Raw genomic sequence first — 20,190 nt, 5'->3', positions numbered from 1 at the left:
ACGCAGAAGAGACAACTTCTATTTGAGGGTAGGTAAAAAATATGCGTGACGTGAAGCGTTTCCCCACAACGACAGGGCTGAGCTGGCTTGAAATGTCGTCCTTTAAGGAGCACCTCTTCAAGGGGCATGAGAAGATCGGCAAGGAATACGATTACGTGATCGTGGGCGGCGGCTACGGCGGCTACGGCTGCGCCAGCAGGCTGGCCGAACTCCAGCCTGAAGCCAGGATAGCCGTCTTCGAAGCCATCAAAATCGGCAACGGCGACAGCGGCAAGAACGCGGGTTTCATCATCGACGTTCCGCACAATTTCGGCGATCAGGGCAACTCCACCTTTGAAGATAATGAGATGTACTACAAGCTCAATACGTTCATTATCGGCCGGATGCGTAAGACCATCGAAGACTCGGGCATCAAGGTGGACTGGGATCCCTGCGGCAAGTATCTGTGCTGTTCCGAAACCAAGAGTTTCAAGCTCATTGAGACGGAATCCGAAGAGCTTGATCAGATGAAGGTGCACTATGAGATTTATGAGGGCGAGGAACTCGCCAAGCGCATAGGCACCCGGTACTATAAAAAGGCTCTGTACACCCCCGGGACGCTGCTGGTGAACCCCGCCGACGTGCTGCGCGGGCTGTATACCACCTTGCCGGAAAACGTGGATGTATTCGAGGAATGCCCCGTCATGCGTATCGAGGAAGGCACCCGCGCCCGCGTGACCCTGCTGAACGGCAAGGAAATCACCGCGAAGACCGTCATCGTGACCGGCGGGCCTTTCATTGAGGAATTCGGCATCGTCAAGCGCGTGTTCTGCCCGGTGCTTTCGTATGGCGCGTTCACCCGCCAGCTCAACGACAAGGAAATGAAGTATTTTGAAGGCGTAAAGCCTTGGGGCTGCACGGCTGGGCATCCCGCCGGGACCACGGTGCGCTTCACGACCGACAACCGTCTGTATGTGCGTAACGGCTTCAGCTACGCCACGCACCTCACCACGTCGCATCAGCGCATCCGCAGGGCCGTTCCCAAGCTGCGCCGGGCCTTTGAAAACCGTTTCCCGGAAATCAAGCACGTCAACTTCGAGTTCATTTACGGCGGCATGATCAACATGACCATGAATTTCCGCCCGCTCATGACCCAGAAGCACCCCAGCGTGTACGCCTCCGCCAGCGGTGAAGGCGCGGGCGTCGCCAAGACTTGCCTGATGGGTCACTACATCGCCGAATGGATCAACGGCATAGACAGCGAGGAGCTCCGTTTCCTGCGCCGCATCGCCACTCCCTCCCATATCCCGCCGGAACCCCTGACCACCATCGGCGCCACCGCCCGCCTGATGTGGGAAGAGTTCAACGCCAAGTCGGAAATCTAAAAAAGCGCAACATGGCTGGGCGGCTGCATGTCGGCCGCCCGCGCCCGGAGGCAGGGCAGGATGGTTTCCTGAGCCCTCGGGGAAAGCCATGCTCCGGAATGCAAACCTCGTCCGGGAGAGCTTTCCCGGGCTATGCCGCTTTTTGATCCGTATGTGGATTGGGATGCGGTGAGAAAACGTTCGGCCGTGAAACGGCGGCCACCACCAAAGGATTTGTTATGGAATTCATTCATGCGCCCAAGGCCTGCGCGTCTGTCGGCCCCTATTCCCATTGCGTCAAGGCCGGTTCCACCTATTACCTGTGCGGTCAGGTCCCCTTTCACCCCGTTACCGGGGAAGTCGTCGGCAACGGCATGAAAGAACAGGCCGTCCAGACGTTGGCGAACATGAAGGCCGTGCTCGAAGCCGCCGGCCTTACCGTCACCGACATCGCCAAGACGACGGTGTTTGTCACCAACATGGACGATTTTGCCGCATTCAACGAAGTGTACGCGGCGTTTATGGGTGAACACCGTCCGGCACGTGTCTGTGTGGAAGTCAGCAACATTGCCCACGGCTGTCTGCTGGAAATGGATGCCATCTGCTTTAAAGAGTAAAGGAAGGGGCATTGGCCCCCTTTTTGTACTCAAAAGATACTTTTATAAGGTTTGACGGCAATATGTTTTTCCTAAGGTACATGGGAATTGGGAAAGAACAGGAGGGAGTTTCGCAGGCAGATCCGTCCATTCAGCTGTGATTCTGATGAACGGTTACGTTTTCGTTACGCCGTGCCATGGCCTCACTCCCTGTCTTCTTCCCCCCAAACAGAACGCGTTACTGTTCAGTGAGGTAGCCTGTATGCAAGACGAGCTAAGCGCGCGCACAGAGGGAAAGCGTCTCGATACCATCCCCTTTGCCATTGGCTTTTTATCCGTTTTTGCGTTTATCGTGAGCGCCATCGCGTTTCCTGAGCCCTTTATCCGCTTCATGGACTTGTTGCAGGACAAGATTGTCAAGGATCTTGGGTGGGCTTCGGTGTTTTTCAGCTTCCTTGTCATGTTGTTCACCTTCGGCATCGTCTGTTCTCCTATTGGGAGCATACGCATAGGCGGAAGGGACGCAAAACCCGACTTCAGCTTTTTCCGCTGGTTTGCCATCTCGCTGTGTTCCGGCATCGGCATCGGCATTTTGTTCTGGGGCATAGGCGAACCCATTTACCACCTCATGCAGCCGCCGCAGAATCTCGGCATCGCGCCGAAATCCCATGAAGCCGCCCTGTTCGCCATTTCCCAGTCCGCCATGCACTGGAGCATTGCCCAATACTGTATTTATGCCATCTGCGGCGTCGCCTTCGCCCTGATGGCTTTCAACGAACATCTTCCCCTGTCCATCATCAGCGGCCTCGACCTTGTCATGCCGCGCAAGCACTATTCCTTGGCTAAAAACATTGTGCACGCCGCGTGCCTGTTCTCCATCTGTTGTACCGTCATCAGCAGCATCGGCGCGCTGATTATGATGATATCAAGCTGCGTGTCCTACCTTACCGGCCTTGAGCGCAGTTTCGCCATGAATGCTATCGTGGCCCTTGTGGCGACGGCGTTTTTTGTGGGGTCCTCCACGACCGGGCTCAAGCGGGGCATGAATTTCCTGGCGGCACAGAATACCCGCATGTTTTTTATCATTTTGTTCTATATCTTCCTTTTCGGGCCTACGCTGTTTATTTTGAATATGGGCACGGAAGCTTTCGGCTACATGCTGACCAATTTTATCCGCAACAGCACGCTGGTCAGTACGGAATTTATGAGTGACCGGTGGGCTGATTCATGGATCATCGTGTACATGGGCGCGTTTTTTGCCTATGGTCCTCCCATCGGTTTATATCTTGCCCGGCTGGGCAAGGGGCGTACCGTGCGGCAATTCCTTCTCATGAACGTGTTTGCTCCATCCATGTTCGTGTATCTTTGGATCAATACTTTTGGCAGCCTTGCCATCTATTATCAGTGGAAGAATCTTGTGGACGTCTGGAGCTTTGTTCAGACGCAGGGTTTGGAATCCACCGTTATCGGCATCCTGCAGCGCTTCCCATTCAGCATGGCCCTCATTGTTTTCTTTGTCATTGTGACTATGATTTCCTTTGTCACACTGGTAGATCCCATGACTTCCGTGTTGGCGACCATTTCCACCAAAGGTATTTCCGCTGAAGAAGAAGCTCCTAAATTCCTTAAGGTCCTTTGGGGCGGCAATATGGGCGGTGTTGCGCTGGCCGTCATTACATTGTGTGGTATTTCAGCACTCAGGGGCATGTTTGTATTCGGCGGGGTGCTGATGATGCTTTTGACAATAATTCTTTGCTGGTGCATCGTAAAAGAAGGTCAGAATATTTTGGCAAGGAACAAGAGAGAAGACACTCCGTAATCTGTTTCGCACACCGAACTTTCATAGTAAGGAGACAATATGGCTTTGGCGGATAAATATTACACCATTGGTGTTCTCGGTAAATCATTCGGCGTGATTGAGCTGATGGCTCATCAGGCAAAATGGGAGCTTCGTGATCTTGCCAAAGCCTCTGGCCTCCCCAAGGGGACGCTGCAACGTATCTTGCTGACCCTCTGTGAACTCGGCTTTGTGTCTCAGGACGGCAAGGGCGGTGCCTACAGCCTGACATTGAAGTTTTTCAAGCTGGGGCAGCGGATCGCCTCCAACAACAGTTTGGTGGAGAAAGCCCGGCCCGCTTGCCGTCAGCTTATGGAAAAAGTAAACGAAACCGTTAACCTGTGTGTGGCCCAAAACTTTGACATGGTGGTTATGGCGCAGCAGGTTTCTTGGCAGATCCTGCGGCTGGACTCCATCATCGGGTCTTCCTTCCCCATTTATCCCTCGGCGTCGGGCAAGGTCCATTGCGCTTTTCTGGAAGAGAGCGAACTGCTGAAATTCCTCAATGAATTGCGCCAGGCAAGGCCGGAGCTGACCACGGATGACATCAACCGTTTCTGTACGGAGTTGGCGGCGATACGCCGGGAAGGGGTGGGCTTCGACTGCGAGGAAATCTTTACGGGGGTCCGTTGTGTGGCCGCCCCTATCTTCGATTATACCGGTAATCTCGTGGCTACCATAGGCTGCTCAGTGCCTACGGTGCGCATCACTGAGGAATCCTCGGCGCTGCTGATCCGCGAAGTCATCCAGACGGCGGCGGCAATATCCATGTCCATCGGCGCGCCACGGCGTGAGTTCATGCCGACAACCCGCACCATGCTCCATTGTCCTGTACGCGGATAGCGTCACGGAGAAAAAGAACCTATGCATCGCCTTGTCCTTGGAATCAGCGGCGCGAGCGGGATGCCGCTGGCGCAGGCCGTTCTGGAGAATCTGGCCACCGTGTCCGATCTGGAAGTACACCTGATAATCTCCGCGGGTGCGGAACGGGTTCTTCAGGCCGAATGCGGGATACCCTCCGCTGCTCTGGCGCGGTATGCCCACGCGGTGCATGAGAGTTCCGATATGGCGGCGGGGCCCTCCAGCGGCTCATGGCATCATGACGGGATGATCATCTGTCCGTGTTCCATGAGTTCTCTGGCGTCCATCGCCAGCGGGGCGGGCAGCAATCTGATACACCGCGCGGCGGACGTAACGCTCAAGGAGCGCCGCCCCTTGGTCATTGTGGCTCGCGAGACGCCACTGAACCTTATCCATCTCAAGAATATGCAGGCGGTTACGGAGGCTGGTGCCGTCGTCATGCCTTTCACCCCGGCCTTTTACACGCGGGATACGTCCCTTGAGGCCATGATGAGGCATTTCACCGGCAGGTTGCTGGATCAATTCCGCATAGAGCATCATCTCTGCAAAAGGTGGCGCGACGATCGATAGCGCAGGTCAACTTTGCAATGATCCAGAAAAGGCTGTGAACAAGGATTCGATAAATACGAAAACCTTTGAAGGCGGGGGGAGGAGAAACGTGTGGATGTTCCCTCTTCTCCAGAAAGTTCCCCATCCCCTCGCCAATCCATTTCCCGTATCGCAAAGTTCGTTTGCTCTAAAACAAACACTCCGCACAGCAAGGAACGCTGCACGGAGTGTTTATCTTTTCGACTAACCGTATGTCTTACAGCGGATACTTGCTGTTGGCTTCGCGCATCTTGCGCACAGCGTCAGCAAGAGCATCCACATTGAGGACCATTTCCATCATGCCGATCTGCTCGTCCCACTTGGCGGCATCGGCTTCGGCCTTGATTTCGGGTTCAAGCACATGACACACGCAGAGTCCCAACGGGACTCCAGCCAAGGGCCCGGCGAAGGTGGGATCGCCCAAGGTGACCGTTTCGGCATAGATTTCCGCCCCTTCGGGGTCGGAAGAGCCGAGAATCACCACGACGTTTTCCGCACCATACTTCTCAGCGGCGTCCTTGACGCGCTGCTGATTTTCCAGATCCATGGCTCCTGCGGCCGTTCAGACGAAGCATTCGGTGGCGGAGAACAGGACTTCCGCACCGGAGTTGGCGAAGACATCCGCCATGGCGGGGCCGGGAACGCCGTCCCGTTCGCCAAGCAGCAGAAGCTTCTTGCCGGAAAGCTTGCCCATAACATCACTCCTTGAGTTATGGTTGGGTGAGTATACTACAGACCATGACGGCCCGTTGTCCGCATACGTTAGACGAGTTTGTCCGCTTCGGCCTTGATGGCTTCGATGGACACGGCGTCGCCGGAAATCCGAGCCACGCATTCCCCGCCCTTATAGAAAAGGATGGTCGGTACGGCCATGACGCGCAGACTGATGACGAGCCTGCGGTTTTCGGCCACGTTGAGCTTGCAGAATTTGAGCTTGCCTTCATAGGCTTCGGCGAGCTTTTCCACTTCGGGCATCAGGGCAAGGCAGGGGCCGCACTGCGGGCCCCAGAGATCCACCACGCAAGGCATGGAGCTCTGCTGCACTTCGGCCTCGAACGTTTCCTTATCGACAATGATCATTGCGTACCTCGCTTTGCTTGAGAGTGAACGTATCCCGGAACAGGACTCTTTCCGGGCGGAACGGCGTTTTTTACAGGTAACCGGACGCGGTCAGCACGGCGCGGGCCTTGTCGAGGCTTGAACCGGCCAGTTTGACGACCGGGCCGGTGCAGCCCATTGCGGCTTCGGCGTAGATGTTTTCTTTCCACAGGCAACGGACGGCCAGTTCGAGATCGAGCACGTCAATGCCGTGTATTTCTTCGTCCGTGGGCACGGCGGGCGGAGCCTGCACTTCGTCCCGCGGAGCGGCCGCAACCTTGGAAAAGGCCGCGAGCTCATCATCCATGCCCGCGGCTTTGGCGAGGCGTATTTCCTCCGCGACCACGGCGGGCAGCCTGCCCCGAACGGCGGCGGCCGTGTAGGCCAGAGCGTTGGCGATGACCGGAGCGCCCGAAGCGCGGGACACGATGCTCACCACCTTGTCCCATCCTTCGCCCACGGAAGGGCCATAGCCCCAGCCGCTGGTTTCGTAGGAACCGCCGGACGTGAACGCGCTGAAGACCTTCATGAGCACATTGCCCGTCAGGGTATCGGCCACGCAGACGTCCACCGCGCCGCAGAGCAGGTCGTTGCCGCGCAGCAGGAAACCGCCGTCGCCCCGCACGCTCTGCCCGAGGTTCAGGGGGTAGCCCTTTTCCGCCATGCGGTTCAGGGCACGCAGCACCTGCGGGGCTGCGTCAAGGTTGAGCACGCCCACCGAGGGGCAGGTTATGCCCAACGCCTTGGCTACAGCCACGCCCAGTATCGCGTTGCGCAGCATAGCCTCTTGCCTGTGGGCCGCGCTCATGCCCGTGCAGGATGCCATGAACAGGGGCTTGCCCGTGCCCGGCGTCAGCACGCGCCCCACGGTGGTCACGCCGAGGGGGAAGGGGTAGTGCAGAGCCACCGCTCCGTGGATGCGCCTCTGGGCCAGCGCGTTTTCCATGCCGGAAGCCAGTTCCGGGCCTTCACAGCCCGTTTCGATCCAGTCCATGCCCTGAGGCAGGATGCCCGAGGGCTTGGGGCCGACGCCGACCACCGTAAGGGCCGGGTCCGCGCTCATGGCGGCGCTTGCGGCGGCGAGGAATTCCGCATCGGAATGTTCCCCGCCGGAGGCCATGAGCCCTATGCGGCACGGCTCCTTGCCGCTGCGCGCGCGGGCCACCAGATCTTCAAGAGCTTTGCCGAGGATGGCGCGCTTGCATTTTTGCATAGCCATAGCGCCTCCTAGCCTTTTTGCAGGTTGGCCGCCACGTCGGACAGGGCGGCAAGCAGCATTTCCGTCACATCGCTCTGGCTCACGCCCTGCGCGGGTTCCGTACCCGCACCGGGGCCTTCCATAATAAAGGACGCGCCGTCGGCAAGATTGGTCAGGCGGCCGAGGAAGAGGCTGCCCTTGCCGATGATCATGGCCCGTTTGATGGTCCCCGCTTTGAGGGCTTCCAGCGCGTGGCCGATATAGGGAACGCCCGAGGGGATGTGCCCCTGCGTGGGGACGAATCCCGGCATACCGCGTTCGGCCACGAATTTCGGGATGTCCGCCCGTTCGATCTGCCCCTTCATGACGGACAGGGCGGCGATCATCTTATAGTTGGCCTCGGGCACGTTACCCGCCCCGGCGGGCAGGGTGATTTCGGCGTTGTGCAGTTCGGGCGCATATTTGTCCACGTCCGTCATCTTGAGCCCCGCCTTCTGGAGCGGCTCGAAGGTCAAAGCGGAAGTGATGGCCTGAGGAGCCGCGCCCGCGCCGACGGTATGCTTGCCCAAAGAGTCGAGACGGATAACCGGCGTCTGCCCGTCGTCGGGCGTGATCAGCAGCGCGAAGCTGCCGATGCAGTTTTCCAGAGCCTTCACGTCCTTCTTCACATGATCACGGGCGTTCATGTACAGCTTGGGCACGGAGCCGCCGCTGACCACGGCCACGTTGGCGCGCGCACCGCAGGCCGCCATGCTTGCGGCGGTGATGACGGAGGCCACGGGCCCGGCGCAGAAGCCGCGTACGTCAAAACCGCTGGCGTTGCCGCATTCGGCTATTTCGGCCAATGCTTTGGCCATGTTGCCGCCGCCGCGCTGCATGGCGTCGCCCACGGCTTCCTCGGAGCATTCGACGACGAAGTCGATGTCCGAGGGAGAAAGCCCGGCGTTTTTGATGAGGTGCAGCAGGGCGAGCACGCCGCTGGCCTTACAGGACAAGTTTTCCAGCATGATGCCGGCTTCGAGGTTTTCGTCCGTATCGTGAGCGCGGCGGCAGCAGCCCGCCAGCCTGCCTTCAGAGTAGAGGGGCAGGGCGTGCTGTTTTTCCACCACGTCCAGAATGTCCGACTCCGGGCGGCCTTTTTCCAGCCTGGCCAGCTGTTTTTCCCCGATTACGGGGTTCTGGGCCAGCTTTTCCGCAACGGAGGCGGCGAAGCCTTCTTCCAGCCAGATGAGGTCAAAAACGTCGCAGATGTCCATGAGCCCGAGGAATTCGTCTTCGGGCATGATTTCACCGAACGTGCCGAAACGCTCCGGCGTACCCAGATTGTCGATCCACGGCGCGGGAGCCTTTTCGAGCTCGTCGATGCTCATGGCGCCGATATAGGTTTTGTTGGGCGCGTAGGCTTGCGCTTCCTCATAGGTTTGGGCGTGCTCCGGCAATGCGCGCAGGAATTCGGAATCCGGTTTGCTCTTGCGCTCCTGAGCGGGCGTGCCGCCGTAGTGCAGGGCCAGTTCGGGGGCGAAGTTCAGGCAGTAGGCTGCGGCCTTGATGCCAGCTGTGGCCATATCTCATCCTCCTTGGCGTGCCGGGTTAGCGTTGCAGATAGGCGTAGGCGGACATGGCGGCCCGCGCACCGTCTCCGGCGGCGGTCACCACCTGACGGAGCGAGGTGTCGCGCACGTCTCCGGCGGCGAAAATGCCGGGCACGGAGGTCTGCAGGCTGGCGTCGGTGACGATCCAGCCGCCTTCATCCTTTTGCAGCAGGTCATGCACGTATTCGTCGTTGGGCAAGGTGCCGATGAAGATGAATACGCCGCTTAGCGGAATCTCCCGCTTTTCGTTGGTCTTGACGTTGCGTACTACGATTTTTTCCACAATGTCGCTGCCTTCGATGGATTCCAGCACAGAGTCCATGACGGGCACGATTTTGGGGTTGTTCAGGGCGTGATCGACAACCATCTTGTCGGCGCGGAACTGATCGCGGCGGTGCACCAGATAAACTTTTGAGGCGAACCCCGTAAGGTAGCAGGCTTCTTCCACAGCCGTATTGCCGCCGCCGATGACGGCTACTTCCAGCTCCTCGAAGAACGCCGCGTCGCATACGGCGCAGTAGGAAACGCCCATGCCCGTGTACGTGCTTTCGCCGGGGCAGCCCTGCTTGCGGAAGCTGGCCCCGCTGGCCACGATGACCGCTCCGGCGGCGATTTCGGAACCGTCTTTGAGCGTGATGATCTTCTCGCCGTCGCGAACTTCCAGTTTCTGCACGGAAGCGGTGCGGAATTCGGCCTTGAAATGCTCGGCATGGGTGCGGAAGGCGTTCGCCAGCCCGGAGCCAGTGCCATCCAGTATGCCGGGATAGTTTTCAATCTTGCTCGTGATCAGAACCTGCCCGCCGGGGCGTCCTTTTTCCAGTACGAGGGTATCGAGTCCGGCGCGCTTGCCGTAGATGGCGGCGGAAAGTCCAGCGGGCCCCGCGCCGATGATGACCAATTCACGTTTTTCCATTCTACAGTTCCTTTTGCGGCGGTGTGTCGGCAATGGCGTTGCGGGGAGTGCGTTTGGGGATGCCGAAACGATGCCCCGGCGTCCGTGCCTTGTCCGTAAAACGCCAGTACCGCACGCAGGGAATGAAGGCGAACCCCTTGCGGGCCGAAGCGGCGGGGCAGGCGCATACGCCATGCCCCTCCTTTCAGGTCCCCGGCACACCGCCGGGGCACATGGGCTTAAAACACCGTCTGCCCGTCCACGTCGGTAGACAAGGCATACAGGGCCTTATCCACGAGCTCGCGGCGCAGTTGCTTTTCTTCTTCGGGCCGCAGTTCCGGATTGCCCAGCGGGTGCGGGATGGACACTGTGGGCACGATGCGGTTGGCCCCGATGCTCAACGAAATGGGAACGATGGTACACATATGCACGACAGGGACATCAGCCGTATCTTCGATGCTCTTGGCGAGCGTTGCACCGCAACGCGTGCATGTGCCTCAGGTGGAGGTGAGGATAACCCCGTCCACATGCGCGGCCTTGAGCTGAGAGCCTATTTCCGTGCCGAACTTGCGGGCGTTGGCTACGGACGTGCCGTTGCCGACGGTACTGTAGAACACATGGTAGAGCTTGCCGATTTTGCCTTCCTTTTCCAGATCGCGCAGCACGTCGATGGGCAGGACGCGGTCCGGGTCCGCATTGGCATAGGTCTGATCGTAGCCGCCGTGGGCGGTCATGTATTCGCCCTTGCGGAGGTCGGTGACGCCGTCAAGGTCGTATGCGCCGTAGTTCTGGGCTGAGGAGGCCGCAATGTGATCCGGGTTGCCGAACGGCACGATGCCGCCCGAGGTGACGATGGCGATGGTGGCCTTGCTGATGGCGGCGATAGCCGGGCGGGGCTCAACGCGGTCGAACACAGGCATGGGGTATTCGGTGCGGAACGCTTCGCCGTTGAGTTTCTTGATGAGCATCTGCACAGCGCGTTCCGCGCCGGGCTGTTCATAGAACATGTTCTTGCGGATGCCCTTGGGGAAGACGCCGGCCGCTTCAGGATCGGCGATCTCCTCGCCCTTGAGCAGCTTGAGCATGACGGCGGCCATGGCGGGCACGGCCTTGCCCATGCCCCGGGCGCTGTCGGCTGTTTCGACGATGGTCACTTCCTTGCGGTACAAGTCGACGCCCGGGCTTTCGCGGTACATGCCGCTGACCACGGGGAGCTGGAGTTCCTTGGCCACGGCGGCGCACACGGCCCCGCAGGCGGTACCGTAACGGCCCGCATTGAAGGCCGGACCGGCGATCAGGCCGTCGGCTCCATAGGCTTTCACGGTTTCCACCATGTGGGCGGCCACGTCGTCCAGATGGTTGGCACAGTAGTTGTCGCCGCAGATGAAGGTGGCCACGATTTCGGCTTCGCCGTTGAAGGCGGCTTTGAAGGCCATGCCGGGCCCCACGATGCCGTCCCGGACCTCGGGAGAGACGTCAGCCTTGTCCTCGCCGCCGATACCGGCAAAAAACTGATTGATATAATGAACAAGCTTATATGCCATGATGATCTCCTGCACGGTGCTGCGCCGGTCCGGCCGGGCTACAGGGTGCGTCCGCCGATGCGGTTGAAGCCCAGTTCGTTGGTGGCGCCCAGAATGGCCTGCAATTCCACTTCAAGGCTGCCGTCTTCGCGGACGGAGCCGAAGAAGCCGCCGGCAATGGTTTCCGCCGGAGCCTGATCGCCGATGAGCTTGTCCATAGGCGGCAGGACAATGATTTCATTGGCGTTGCCCGCTGTGACGCACGCGTCGCCTTCGGGGCAGGAGTCGGCCAGCGACTGGCTGGAGCCGTCGCGCCCGGCGTATTCATCCGTGATGAGCACGGTCTTGATGCCCGCCTGTTCGGACTTGCGGCAGTTCATGATGAGGTCGGCGTCGGGGTTGCCGAAACCTTCCTCGCTGATGACCACGGCGTCCACGCCCAGCATACGGGCCAGCTTCACCGCGTAGGAGGAACTGCGCTTCTTGTCCGCCAGCGTCACGTTTTCGTTGGTGATGATGACGCCCACGAAATTGAGATCCTTGCCGTGGTGCTCATAGAGGCTTTTGACCACGGGGTTGTTCAGATGGACATACGTATTGTTCTTGTCGCAGGCCGAGACGCAGTTGCCGGAGATGATCGCGCCGTCCATCAGTTCGGTAGGGCTGATCATCGTGGGCAGGATGCGTTTGGCGTCCACGCCGTAGACCCACGTGTCGTGCAGCAGGCCCTGCGACTGGAGCATGTACATATAGGCGACCTTGGGCAGGCCGGGATGCTGGTGCATGGCCTCGGCCAGCGGTGGGAAGTCGTAGGCTTCCACGCTGTCGGCGGCGGCGTCCTTGCAGGCGGAGGCCAGATAATGGGCGGCCTTGAGCCCGGCAATACGGTAGCAGGCCTCGCGCTGGTGGGGCTCCAGATCTTCGGCGGTGTCGAAGGACAGGACCACGTTGCAGGTCCGGGAGAACGGCGTGTAGTCCGCACCGGGGCCGGACATGTCCACGATGCCTTCCTGAGGGGCCACCACGCGGCCCGTGGTCAGCACGGCCATGCCGCCCAAGACGAGCGTTTTGCCTTCGCCGGCGTTTTCCACATCGCCTATCCAGCCGGGGAAGACTTCGCCCGGGCCTTCCAGCTTGCAGCGGGGCTCGATGGCGTCCTTGACCGGCATGATGCGCACGTTTTCACCAGGGTGGGCCACGTCGACGGCGACGGCGGAAAGCCGGTCGTCCTGCAACAGCAGCGATGCCAGTTCATCCTTGTTGATGGTCAGCACGCCGCCGCTAACGCCCGTCTGTGCGCCGAAGGCCAGCTTGCCGACACTGATGCGGTGCAGTTCCAGTTTCACGTTACATCTCCTTGTGGTCCGGAAGCAGGCCGGGCGGGTACGCCATGCCGCTCCCGTTCGGGTTCGAAATGCTTTCGATACTGCCGCCCAAACTCTCGATGGTAGCACGCAGAAGCTCCACATCCACAAACGCGCAATCCTGCATCTCCCGGCCAGAAAGGCTCGCGGGCATACGGGCAGGATCAACATCATAGTAACGAGCCTGAGCCCGTTCAATGAGAAGAAGAGACGTGAGATCGATTCCGGCCGGATGTTCTCCGGAGCGGACACGGGGGATGAGTGCCAACGAACGGTAGGGCATCTGATGAGGCAGGAAGTTGCCGTACAGCGGGTGGTTGGCGAGAAGCCATCCCTTATGAATCAGGTCGCGCGCCGCGCGAATGACAGCGGCGGGTCACTCGGGAATGAACGTGATGTCCATGCCCGTGAGCGACAAATCCTGAAAACGGGGATTGTTGGTCAAAAGGATGGGGGAGAGCATACGCGTACCTGAGGTTTAATGGCACGCCCTGTCTCCACAAGCGGATTCAGCGGCACGAAGATGCGCGATTCTGGGACCTGAGAGTTTCGGCCTTCCGGCGTTGCCCCTTCGGTGCTTCCGCCTCCCCATAGGAAAGCGGAATCTCTCTCGCAGCACTTACCACGGTTTCAGGATGTCCGCTTGAGAAAAAAAAGTCAAGCTGGCTTCCCCCGGAAGAAGGGCTTCTTCGTGCGCACACGCAGCAAAAGGCGCTGTTAATCAACGTGATGTGCTTATAAAAAAATTCACAAAATTTTTATAAAGCTCCGGATTCCGGACGGAGGAAGCCTTTCCTGTGCTCCCCGGACATGTTACCGACAGAGAGCCTGTCGTGAGAGAATGTTTTATAACATACGATAATATAAAGTGTATCTTTGATGGACCTCATTGCTTGATAAAGAAGGACAGGGCTGGACCGGGTATGAACAGTATGTGCATTTCATTCACAAAGGGCGCAGCCCCCACAAGCTGAGGCCGCCGTTTTTTTGATGTTTTTTCTTTCTTCGTCTGATGAAAGGTAATGGCCTCTTAAGTAAAGCGGCTCCATGAGGTTTTTATTTTCTATCCGGAGATAGCGTGGGGTTATAAAGTTAAAGGTGTGTTCCTTTGGCAGTACATGCGGACAGCCGTACAACGCGTCGATTCTTAACGGATTGTCATGTGATATGCCTGTTGCATACGGATTCATGCAACATCTGAAAATCATAGTTATATTTTTGTGGAAACCTTAGCGTCGAAGGAAAAGGAGGGCGTTCTTATGCCTGATGAAAAAGATATCAGCAGACGCAGGTTTTTGCAGTACACCGGCCTCGTTACCGGCGCTGCTGCGGCGTTGGGCCTTTCGACCGTCTCCATGGCGGCGGAGCAGGGCGGAAACGCCCATTCGGGGCACGCCGCGGCTACGGCCAATCCGTTGAACCGCGCTCGGATGTTCTTCACCAACGAGCTGGACTTTTCCACCTTGTCAGAGGCCGCCGAACGGATTTTCCCCAAAGACGAGTTCGGCCCCGGGGCCAAAGAGCTGGCCGTCCCTTACTTCATCGACAACCAGCTTGCGGGCGCCTACGGCTACAACGCGAGGGAATACATCGCCGGGCCGCACTTCAAGGGCGCTCCCACCCAGGGCTATCAGACGCCGCTTGTGCGCCGTGATCTCTTCAAGCAGGGCATTCTGGCGCTGAACAGCGCCGCGCAGGAACGCTTCAAGAAGGATTTCCCCCAGTTGAGCGGGGCAGAGCAGGATCAGATCCTTATCGACTGCGAGGCGGGGAAGCTCCCCACGCAGGGCTTCACCTCCGACTATTTCTTCTCGTTGTTGAAAAACGCCGTTCTGGCGGGTGCGTATGCCGACCCGCTGTACAACGGCAACAACAACATGGATGGCTGGCGCATGAAGGAGTACCCCGGGGCTCAGATGGCCTACACGTACCTCATGACCAGCGAAACGTTTGAGAAGGTGCCCCCCGTGTCCCTGTCCAGCATGGAGTAATCAAGGAGAACGACATGGCCAAAGAATTGAAAAAGGTGAATGTGGTTACTGTGGGCGTGGGCTTCACCGGGGGCATCGCCCTTGCCGAATGCGCCAAAGCCGGGCTTTCCGTCGTTGGGCTTGAGCGCGGCGACCGCAGGGGCGTGGAGGATTTCCAGGATATCCACGATGAATGGCGGTATGCCGTCAATTACGGGCTTATGCAGGATCTGTCCAAAGAGACGATTACGTTCCGCAATACGGAAGAAATGCGGGCCTTGCCCATGCGCAAGCTCGGCTCTTTCCTGCTCGGCGACGGCCTTGGCGGTGCGGGCGTGCACTGGAACGGCATGAATTTCCGTTTCTCGCCCTATGACTTCCAGATAAAGACCATGACGGATGAGCGGTATGGCAAAAACAAGCTGGGCAAGGAGTATATCCTGCAGGATTACCCCCTCACCTACGACGAGATGGAGCCGTATTATACGGCTTTCGAGATGGCTCTCGGCGTTGCCGGAGAGCCGGGGTATTTCGGCGGAAAGCGTTCCAAGCCGTATGCCATGCCTCCTCTGGTGAAAACGCCCGTTTTGTCCAAGTTCGAGACGGCGGCGAAGCAGACGGGGTGCCATCCGTATATGATCCCGGCGGCCATCGCTTCCGAGCCCTATACCACGCCGGACGGCATCACGCACAATCCATGCATGTACTGCGGGTTCTGCGAGCGCTTCGGCTGCGAGTACGACGCCAAGGCGGAACCCAACAATACGTTCATCCCCGTGGCCGAAAAAACGGGCAACTGCGAAATCCGCTGCAATGCCAATGTGGTGGAGATTCTGAAGAAGGGAAACAAGGTCACCGGCGTCCGTTACATCGACACGCTGACGCTGGAGGAGTTCATCCAGCCCGCCGACGTGGTGGTGCTGTCAAGCTATGTGATGAACAACGCCAAGCTGCTCATGGTTTCCAAGATCGGCAAGCAGTATGATCCGAAAACGGGGCAGGGCACGCTGGGCAGGGGCTACTGCTATCAGATTACGCCCGGCGCGACGCTCTTCTTTGAAGAACCCATGAACCTCTTTGCCGGGGCTGGCGCGCTCGGCATGTGTTATGACGACTTCAACGCCGACAACTTCGATCACTCCGATCTCAAGTTCATCCACGGCGGCGTCATTTCGCTGACGCAGACCGGCAAACGCCCCATTGAGAGCAACGCCACCCCTCCGGGCACGCGCGCATGGGGTTCGGAGTTCAAGAAGGCCGCCGCGTACAACTTCAACCGTTCTCTGGGCATCGGGGCACAGGGCGCATCCATCGCCTACAAGGCCAACTATCTTTCCTTGGATAAAACCTACAAGGATGCCTACGGGTTGCCTCTTTTGCGCATGACCTACAACTTTACCGATCAGGACCGCGCGCTTTTCGATTACATCACCAAGAAAATCGAAGAGGTGGCCAAGGCCATGAATCCGAAGGCCATGGCGTCCAAGCCCAGCCCCAAGGATTACAATATCGTGCCGTACCAGACCACGCACAACACGGGCGGCACCATCACGGGCAAGAGCCCGGAAGACAGCGTGGTGAACTCCTACCTGCAACACTGGGACGCCGAGAACCTGTTTGTGGTGGGTGCGGGCAATTTCCCGCACAACGGCGGCTGTAATCCCACGGGCACGGTGGGCGCCTTGGGATACCGCTGTGCCGAGGGCATCCTGAAATATTCCAAGAAGGGCGGAAGCCTCGTCTAGCGGGAAAGGGAGTCCTTTCTTAAAGAAAGGGAGCCGTTCGGCATAAGAAAAGGGCGGAGCAGGTTCCGCCCTTTTCTTTTTACTGGAGCGGTTCACCCTCGTCGCGGGTGAACATGCGCCACATGACGCCCGTATCGGTGCGCTCGGGGGCGACGCGGAGGATCGGGATGTCCTTCCAGATATACACCATGGACTCGTCGGGATAGACCTCGCACTGCATGTTTTGCATGATGAGGTGAGGGGCGAGGCTTGCCGGGTCTTCTCCGAGCTCAAGAAGCTGTTCGCGGAGAAGCTCTTCCACGCGGGCGGCGACGCCTTTGTCGGTAGGGTAATGGGCTGACATCATAGCTATTCCTGTTGGGGATGGATGATCCCCGCATACGGTAAGGGCGGAGATCCGAAATTTTTCTGATAACGAATATAAAAAGATCGAATGGGTTAGGCAAGAGCAGGCTTCGGAAAAAAAGATTTTTGAAAGAAAACCGAAAAATCGCTTGACGGAGAGGGGGAACCTGCGTAGAAGCAGTTCTCGCATCACGTTGAAGGCGCGTAGCTCAGGTGGCAGAGCACTTCCTTGACACGGAAGGGGTCAGCAGTTCAAGTCTGCTCGTGCCTACCATAAGACTCCGAACAGGGAGGGAGGTTCACCTCCTTCCCTGTTTTTTTCTCGTTGTTATTGTTATTCGGATGAGCTCCGAAGCCAACAAAAAGGTGCTGTCATGCAAGTCTCAGTAGAAGGAAAAATGGTTGAGGTCTCCGACGGGGCGTCCTGTGCGGATGCTCTGAAAGAGGGATTGAGCGGAAAACGCTTCAAGGCGGCGATTGCCTGCAAGGCCGGCGATACGCTTCTGGATCTGACTGCGCCTGTCCCCACTACTACCGAGACTCTCACCCTGACTCCTGTTACTGCCGACACCCCCGAAGGGCTGGGCCTCATCCGCCATTCCGCCGCGCACGTCATGGCCGCGGCCGTCAAGAAGCTCTTCCCCGCCGCCAAGGTGACCATCGGCCCCTCCATCGAAAACGGCTTCTACTACGATTTCGACGTGGAAACGCCGTTTTCGCCCGATCAGTTCGAAGCCATCGAAGCGGAAATGCAGCGCATCATTGATGCCGCGGTTCCGTTCGAGCGGATGGACATTTCCAAGGCCGACGCCGTCAAGTTGTTCAACGATATGGGCGAGCCCTACAAGGTCGAGCTGATCGAGGGCCTCGAAGACGGGACCATCACCCTGTACAGGAACGGCGATTTTGTTGACCTGTGCCGTGGGCCGCACATTCCGAATGCCGGGTTCGTAAAGGCGTTCAAGCTGTTGTCCGTTGCCGGGGCGTACTGGCGCGGCGACGAAAAGAACCGTATGCTTTCCCGCATCTACGCAACGGCCTTTGCCGATGCCAAGGATCTCAAGGAATACCTGAACCGTATCGAAGAGGCCAAGCGCCGCGACCACCGCAAGCTCGGCAAGGAACTCGATCTGTTCGCGTTCCATGAGGATGTGGCCGCCGGTATGGTCTTCTGGCTGCCCAAGGGGATGCTGCTCCGTACGATCCTTGAAGATTTCCTGCGCCGCGAACACATCAAGCGCGGTTATCAGCTTGTGCAGGGCCCTCAGGTTCTGCGCCGCGAGCTGTGGGAACAGTCCGGGCATTACGCCAACTATCGTGAAAACATGTATTTCACGGAGATCGAAGGCGACATGTACGGCATCAAGCCCATGAACTGCGTTTCGCACATGCTCATTTACAATGCGCATCTGCGCAGCTATCGTGAATTGCCGCAGAGGTATTTCGAGCTCGGCGTCGTGCACCGTCACGAAAAGTCCGGCGTGCTGCACGGCCTGCTGCGTGTGCGCCAGTTCACGCAGGATGACGCGCATATCATTTGCGCGCCCGAGCAGCTGGAAGATGAAATCATCGGCGTCATCGCGCTGGTCCGCGACCTGATGGCGTTGTTCGGTTTCCAGTACCGCGTGGTCATTTCCACCAAGCCCGCGAAGGCCATCGGCTCCGACGAGGCTTGGGAACTCGCCACCAACGCCTTGATCAAGGCTGTGGAACGTGCGAATCTGTCTTACACCATCAACGCCGGGGACGGCGCCTTCTACGGCCCGAAGATCGACGTGAAGGTGACGGACGCCATCGGCCGCGAATGGCAGCTCTCCACCATCCAGTGCGACTTTACGTTGCCGGAACGCTTCGAGCTGGAATACGTGGGACAGGATGGCGAGCGGCATCGCCCCGTTATGGTGCACCGCGCCATTCTGGGGTCGCTGGAACGTTTTATCGGGGTGCTTACCGAGCATTACGCCGGAGCTTTCCCCACTTGGCTCGCTCCCGTGCAGGCCAAGATATTGACTGTTACCGACGCACAGAACGCCTTTGCTGAAGAAGCCTGTGAGGCTTTGATGAAGCAGGGCATCCGTGCGGAAGTTGATACGCGCAATGAAAAACTGGGCTTCAAAGTTCGTGAGGCTCAGCTTGCCAAGATTCCGTATATCCTTGTCGTCGGCGACAAGGAAGTGGAAGCCCGCAGCGTCAACGTCCGTCTGCGCACCGGAGAAAATCTGGGCGTGAAGTCGTTGGACGAAGTGGCGGCCTTGGTGCAGGAAGACTGCGCGGAACCGTTCAAACGTGGAGGGATGAGCTATCGCTTCTCTTAATGCAAAGCCTCGTCGGGATGTACCCCAAGACGGCGTGCGCCGGAACGAACAGATTCGTGCCCGTGAACTGCGGGTAATCGGCCCCGAAGGGGAACAGCTTGGTATTCTGGGCCGTAATGAAGCCATTGCCATGGCCAAGGAACACGGTCTTGATCTGGTGGAAGTCGCCGCTACGGCCGATCCGCCGGTCTGTCGTGTGATGGACTACGGCAAGTTCAAGTACGAGACGCAGAAAAAGAAGCAAGAGGCCAAGAAACGCCAGACCGTGGTGCAGATCAAGGAAATCAAGGTCCGTCCTAAGACCGACGACCACGATTTCGAGACCAAGGTCCGGCATATCAAGCGATTCCTTGAGGATGGAGACCGCGTTAAAGTGACGGTTTTCTTCCGTGGGCGTGAAATCGTCCATAAGGATCGCGGGCTGAGCATCCTCGAACGTGTCATTGCCGACACCAAGGACGTGGGCAAGGTCGAGCAGGAACCGAGAGCGGAAGGCCGTACCCTTCAGATGCTGCTGACGCCAGTGGCCAAGAAGAGTGGCGCTCAGGACGCTCCGGCTCAGGAAGACTAGCATTTTTCGCGGTCATACCCCTGCGAGCACTTGCCAACGGCGTCCAAATAGGACATCATACGCCTTCACGTCTTCGGACGTGGAGGTGTTGGGGTGTCGTGCCCCCATAGGATTTCCCCGTGAGATTGATCCTCAAGTCAGGAGTTGACCATGCCTAAGATGAAGACCAGACGTTGTGCCGCCAAGCGGTTTTCCACCACTGGCACCGGCAAGTTCAAACGTCGCAGACAGAACCTGCGCCACATCCTCACCAAGAAGGATGCCAAGCGCAAGATGCGTTTGGGCCAGGGCGCTTTGGTGGATGCCACCAACGTGAAGGCTGTTCGTCGGATGATGCCCTACGCCTAAGCGT

19 protein-coding genes, 1 tRNA gene and 1 riboswitch are annotated in these 20,190 nt (G+C 58.5%); of the genes, 11 read left to right on the top strand and 9 right to left on the bottom strand.

The window, feature by feature from the left end:
• The first annotated feature begins 41 nt into the window (after positions 1–41).
• The 5 genes from T370_RS0103450 to T370_RS0103425 all read left to right on the top strand — a co-directional run bounded on the left by T370_RS0103450 (position 42) and on the right by T370_RS0103425 (position 5,207).
• On the top strand, positions 42–1,364 hold the full coding sequence (locus tag T370_RS0103450; RefSeq protein ID WP_029434753.1) for an NAD(P)/FAD-dependent oxidoreductase: 1,323 nt from the start codon (positions 42–44) through the stop codon (positions 1,362–1,364).
• A gap of 218 nt (positions 1,365–1,582) precedes the next feature.
• Complete coding sequence (locus T370_RS0103445; protein WP_029434752.1) at positions 1,583–1,960, top strand: Rid family detoxifying hydrolase; 378 nt, start codon at positions 1,583–1,585, stop codon at positions 1,958–1,960.
• A gap of 241 nt (positions 1,961–2,201) precedes the next feature.
• Positions 2,202–3,758 carry a BCCT family transporter gene (locus T370_RS0103435; RefSeq protein ID WP_005030617.1) on the top strand — a complete coding sequence of 519 codons (1,557 nt, stop codon included), beginning with the start codon at positions 2,202–2,204 and terminating at the stop codon, positions 3,756–3,758.
• A 39-nt stretch (positions 3,759–3,797) separates the two neighbouring features.
• Positions 3,798–4,619: an IclR family transcriptional regulator gene (locus tag T370_RS0103430; protein ID WP_029434751.1), complete on the top strand. Its 822-nt coding sequence runs from the start codon at positions 3,798–3,800 to the stop codon at positions 4,617–4,619.
• A gap of 21 nt (positions 4,620–4,640) precedes the next feature.
• Positions 4,641–5,207, top strand: coding sequence for a UbiX family flavin prenyltransferase (locus T370_RS0103425; RefSeq protein WP_005030619.1), 567 nt, complete (start codon positions 4,641–4,643; stop codon positions 5,205–5,207).
• 235 nt (positions 5,208–5,442) lie between these two features.
• On the opposite strand, the gene grdA is transcribed toward T370_RS0103425, so the two are convergent.
• The 8 genes from grdA to T370_RS0103375 form a co-directional block, all read right to left on the bottom strand.
• Positions 5,443–5,919 carry a glycine/sarcosine/betaine reductase complex selenoprotein A gene (gene grdA, locus T370_RS0103420; RefSeq protein WP_081637692.1) on the bottom strand — a complete coding sequence of 159 codons (477 nt, stop codon included), beginning with the start codon at positions 5,917–5,919 and terminating at the stop codon, positions 5,443–5,445.
• 68 nt (positions 5,920–5,987) lie between these two features.
• Positions 5,988–6,305 (bottom strand): thioredoxin family protein, encoded by a 318-nt coding sequence (locus T370_RS0103410; protein ID WP_005030620.1) that lies wholly within the window; start codon positions 6,303–6,305, stop codon positions 5,988–5,990.
• Positions 6,306–6,375: 70 nt separating this feature from the next.
• On the bottom strand, positions 6,376–7,542 hold the full coding sequence (gene grdD / locus T370_RS0103405; protein WP_029434750.1) for a glycine/sarcosine/betaine reductase complex component C subunit alpha: 1,167 nt from the start codon (positions 7,540–7,542) through the stop codon (positions 6,376–6,378).
• Between the two features lie 8 nt (positions 7,543–7,550).
• Complete coding sequence (grdC, locus tag T370_RS0103400) at positions 7,551–9,086, bottom strand: glycine/sarcosine/betaine reductase complex component C subunit beta (protein ID WP_029434749.1); 1,536 nt, start codon at positions 9,084–9,086, stop codon at positions 7,551–7,553.
• Between the two features lie 25 nt (positions 9,087–9,111).
• Positions 9,112–10,026, bottom strand: coding sequence for a thioredoxin-disulfide reductase (gene trxB, locus T370_RS0103395; protein ID WP_029434748.1), 915 nt, complete (start codon positions 10,024–10,026; stop codon positions 9,112–9,114).
• Between the two features lie 218 nt (positions 10,027–10,244).
• Entirely contained in the window at positions 10,245–11,549 is a 1,305-nt protein-coding gene (grdB, locus tag T370_RS0103385) for a glycine reductase complex selenoprotein B (protein WP_081847469.1), read from the bottom strand.
• Positions 11,550–11,587: 38 nt separating this feature from the next.
• Positions 11,588–12,874, bottom strand: coding sequence for a glycine/sarcosine/betaine reductase component B subunit (locus T370_RS0103380; RefSeq protein WP_029434745.1), 1,287 nt, complete (start codon positions 12,872–12,874; stop codon positions 11,588–11,590).
• 1 nt (position 12,875) lies between these two features.
• Entirely contained in the window at positions 12,876–13,256 is a 381-nt protein-coding gene (locus T370_RS0103375; RefSeq protein WP_211250462.1) for a GrdX family protein, read from the bottom strand.
• 154 nt (positions 13,257–13,410) lie between these two features.
• Positions 13,411–13,515: riboswitch (glycine riboswitch) on the bottom strand.
• A gap of 636 nt (positions 13,516–14,151) precedes the next feature.
• Here T370_RS0103375 and T370_RS0103365 point away from each other — a divergent pair.
• Positions 14,152–14,883 (top strand): gluconate 2-dehydrogenase subunit 3 family protein, encoded by a 732-nt coding sequence (locus T370_RS0103365; RefSeq protein ID WP_005030636.1) that lies wholly within the window; start codon positions 14,152–14,154, stop codon positions 14,881–14,883.
• A 14-nt stretch (positions 14,884–14,897) separates the two neighbouring features.
• A complete protein-coding gene (locus tag T370_RS0103360; protein WP_029434743.1) occupies positions 14,898–16,607 on the top strand; it encodes a GMC family oxidoreductase in 1,710 nt (569 codons plus the stop codon).
• A gap of 79 nt (positions 16,608–16,686) precedes the next feature.
• On the opposite strand, the gene T370_RS0103355 is transcribed toward T370_RS0103360, so the two are convergent.
• Positions 16,687–16,953, bottom strand: a complete 267-nt coding sequence (locus tag T370_RS0103355) for a hypothetical protein (protein ID WP_005030640.1) — start codon at positions 16,951–16,953, stop codon at positions 16,687–16,689.
• Positions 16,954–17,150: 197 nt separating this feature from the next.
• Between T370_RS0103355 and T370_RS0103350 the strand changes: the two genes are divergently transcribed.
• The 4 genes from T370_RS0103350 to rpmI all read left to right on the top strand — a co-directional run bounded on the left by T370_RS0103350 (position 17,151) and on the right by rpmI (position 20,186).
• A tRNA-Val gene (locus T370_RS0103350) sits at positions 17,151–17,226 on the top strand.
• 100 nt (positions 17,227–17,326) lie between these two features.
• Entirely contained in the window at positions 17,327–19,267 is a 1,941-nt protein-coding gene (gene thrS, locus T370_RS0103345) for a threonine--tRNA ligase (protein WP_029434742.1), read from the top strand.
• On the top strand, positions 19,254–19,838 hold the full coding sequence (infC, locus tag T370_RS0103340) for a translation initiation factor IF-3 (RefSeq protein ID WP_081637690.1): 585 nt from the start codon (positions 19,254–19,256) through the stop codon (positions 19,836–19,838). Before thrS ends, infC begins: the two co-directional genes overlap by 14 nt.
• A 150-nt stretch (positions 19,839–19,988) precedes the next feature.
• Positions 19,989–20,186 (top strand): 50S ribosomal protein L35, encoded by a 198-nt coding sequence (gene rpmI, locus T370_RS0103335; RefSeq protein ID WP_005030647.1) that lies wholly within the window; start codon positions 19,989–19,991, stop codon positions 20,184–20,186.
• Positions 20,187–20,190: the final 4 nt, after the last annotated feature.

The organism is Bilophila wadsworthia ATCC 49260 (assembly GCF_000701705.1).
GTDB lineage: Bacteria > Desulfobacterota > Desulfovibrionia > Desulfovibrionales > Desulfovibrionaceae > Bilophila > Bilophila wadsworthia.
Note: the sequence above shows the minus strand (reverse complement) of the source record. Positions and strands in the feature narration are given on the sequence as shown.